The sequence below is a fragment of the Thermodesulfobacteriota bacterium genome (assembly GCA_040753795.1).
Lineage (GTDB): Bacteria > Desulfobacterota > Desulfobacteria > Desulfobacterales > Desulfosudaceae > JBFMDX01.
The window spans coordinates 1-3,293 of sequence record JBFMDX010000028.1; the positions used below are offsets into that span (position 1 = coordinate 1).

Annotated in this window: 1 protein-coding gene; it reads left to right on the forward strand. The window is 53.7% G+C overall.

Annotated elements, in window-relative coordinates; genetic code table 11:
• Positions 1-208: 208 nt before the first annotated feature.
• The gene (locus AB1724_19380; GenBank protein ID MEW6079979.1) at positions 209-3,163 is read left to right on the forward strand and encodes a PAS domain S-box protein; all 2,955 of its coding nucleotides are present in this window, start codon (positions 209-211) and stop codon (positions 3,161-3,163) included.
• The last annotated feature ends 130 nt before the right edge of the window (positions 3,164-3,293 follow it).

Here is a 3,293-nt window from a genome sequence, read left to right on the forward strand (position 1 = left end):
TGTACCAGTTGGTCCGTGCTTCTGAAGTTGGAAACGTAAAGCCCTTTTTACGACTGTGCTTGCCCCCAAAATCTATCTTGTTGCCACTTATTATCGCATCCAATCCTGCGGCCGCTTACTTGAACATACCGGATTCATTGATGCGCTGCGGATCGCGCTGAACGAACGAACTCCGGTTTTCACCGACCTCCACACCGAAAAACACAACATGGCGCCTCACCTCAGCGTGGTGGCGCCCCTTTATTCCGACGTCGGATCTCCCCGGCCGTTGGGAACGCTCCTTCTGGTCAGCGACGCCAATGAGTTCCTTTTTCCGCTGATCCAGTCCTGGCCTCTGCCCAGCCGGACCGCGGAAACCCTGCTGGTGAGGCGCGATGGGGATGAGGCGCTGTTTCTGAACAGCCTGCGGCATCAGCCGGGAGCGGCGCTTAATCTTCGTATTCCCTTGAACCGAACCGACGTTCCCGCGGTCATGGCCATAATGGGGAAAGTCGGTGTCGTAAGAGGGAAGGATTACCGCGGCGTCGATGTCCTATCGGCCGTTTTGCCCGTACCGGATTCGCCCTGGTTTATTGTCTCCAAAATGGATACGGAAGAAGCCTTTGCCGGCTGGCGAAATCGATCGCTGCTGATTCTGTCGCTGATCGTCATTCTGACCGGAATGACGGTGGTGGCGGGTTTTGCCTTCTGGCAGCGGGAAAAGAAATATCATTTTCAGACGATTCTGATGTCGGAGGCGGCCCGGAAGGTTGATGAAGAACGATATCGCATTACCCTTCATTCCATTGGAGACGCCGTCATTGCCACTGATGCCGGCGGCCGGGTGACGATCATGAACGCCGTGGCTGAAAAGCTTACCGGCTGGAATGAAAATGAGGCGCGCCAGCGTCATCTGGATGGGGTCTTCCGCATCGTCAACGAAGAGACCGGCTCTACGGTGGAAAGCCCGGTAACCAAAGTACTTAATGAAGGCGTGGTAGTCGGACTGGCCAATCACACCATGCTTATTGCCAAAGACGGGGCCCGGCGGCCTATTGCCGACAGCGGCGCTCCCATCCGTGATGAGAACGGAAACATAACCGGCGTGGTGCTGGTCTTCCGGGATCAAACCGAGGAACGGGAGGCCAGGGAAGCCCTGTTTGAGTCGGAACAAAAACATCGCCGTCTGTTCGAAAGCATGACCGATGCCTTTGTATCCACCGACATGGCGGGCGTTTTACAGGAATTCAATCCCGCTTATCAGGCCATGCTGGGATATGACGACGGGGAACTCCGGCGTCTGACCTACCAGGACCTGACTCCGGAAAAGTGGCATGCGATGGAGTCCGAAATCGTCGAGAAACAAATTTTGAAAACAGGTTTTTCCGATGTTTATGAAAAAGAGTATCGTCGGCGGGACGGTTCCATTTTTCCGGTCGAGTTGCGTACCTTTTTAATCCGTGATGACGCCAATCAGCCTATCGGCATGTGGACCATCGTTCGGGATATCACCATACGCAAAAGGATGGAAAGAGAGTTGTCCTTGAGGAATCGTATCGCCGAAATCTTTCTTACCTCATCCAGTGAAGAAATGTATCTGAAAGTTCTGACCGACATCCTTGAAGAATTGGCCAGCCCCTTCGGCGTTTTTGGCTATCTGGATGAAAAGGGCGCTCTGGTTGTTCCCACCATGACCCGAACCGTATGGGATAGGTGCCGGATTCCGGATAAACAGTTTGTTTTCCCGCGCGAAACCTGGGGCGACAGCAGTTGGCCCCGGTGCTTGAGAATTAAACAGGCGACCTTCACTAATAAGCCGTCCGATCGTACGCCGGCGGGGCACATCCGAATCACACGTCATATTTCCATACCGCTTCTCCATATGGGAGAAGCGATAGGGCTGATTCAAGTGGCCAACAAGGACACCGACTATACGGTGGAAGATGTCTCCCTGCTGGAGACCATCGGAAAGTCTATCGCTCCAGTGCTTCAGGCGAGACTGGTCGCCGAAAGGCAATCGATCGAAAAGGAAAAACTGCATGAGCAATTGCTGCAGTCGCAAAAGATGGAGTCTGTTGGCCGCCTGGCCGGGGGGGTGGCTCATGATTTTAACAACATGCTCAACGTGATCCTGGGTTACGCGGAACTGGCGCTTGAAAAGGTCGCTTTGGGCGATCCCCTTCGCGATGACCTGACGGAAATTTTCGACGCGGGCCGCCGTTCAGCGGAAATCACCCATCAGCTTCTGGCCTTTGCCCGCAAACAGATCATTATCCCCAGGGCGCTTTCCCTTAACGATAACGTGGAGAAGTTACTCAAGATGCTGCGGCGGCTTATCGGAGAAGATATTGATCTGGTCTGGAAGCCGGGCCCCGGTTTATGGCCGGTTTACACGGATTCTTCACAGATCGATCAGATTCTGGCCAATCTTTGCGTCAATGCCCGGGATGCCATCGAGGGCGTCGGCAGGATCACCATTGAAACCGGAAATGTGATTCTGGACGATGCCTATTGTACCAACCATGCCGAGTTTATCCCGGGCGAGTTTGTCGTTCTGACCGTAAGCGACAACGGACGCGGTATGAACAATGAGATACGGCAACACATTTTTGAGCCGTTTTTTACCACCAAGGATGTGGGCGAGGGAACCGGTCTGGGCCTGGCCATGGTTTACGGAATTGCCCGGCAGAATAACGGATTTATCAATGTTTACAGTGAGGTCGGACAGGGGACCACCTTTAAAATTTATCTGCCTCGTTATATGGGGGCGGTGGAGATTACTGAAGTTCGGGATTCAATGGACATTCAGCCAGGCCGGGGAGAAACCGTGCTGGTGGTCGAGGACGAAGCCCCTGTCTTGCGCCTTTCCCGGAAAGTCCTTACCGAACTGGGGTATGTCGCGCTCGCGGCCCATAATCCCCGGGAGGCCCTGAAACTGGCCGGAGAACACCCGGGTGCGATTGATCTGCTGATAACCGACCTGGTCATGCCGGAAATGAACGGCCGTGATCTGGCGGAAAGGATGTTGACGCTATATCCCGCATTGAAAGTTCTGTTCATGTCGGGCTATACAAGCGAAACCATCTCCCGTCACGGCGTTCTGGAAAAAGGCGTTCATTTTATCCAGAAACCGTTTAACAAGAAAGACCTGGCCGGGAAGGTACGGGAAGCGCTGGATGAATGATGAATTCGGAATGGTGAATGAGGAATAGTGAATGAGGAATGAAACGCCTGACGGCGTCACTACGAACATGAAAGTGCCTGTAACGTGAGATGGGTGCTGTTTGTAGTGTGCCCGTAAGGGCATAAATTAA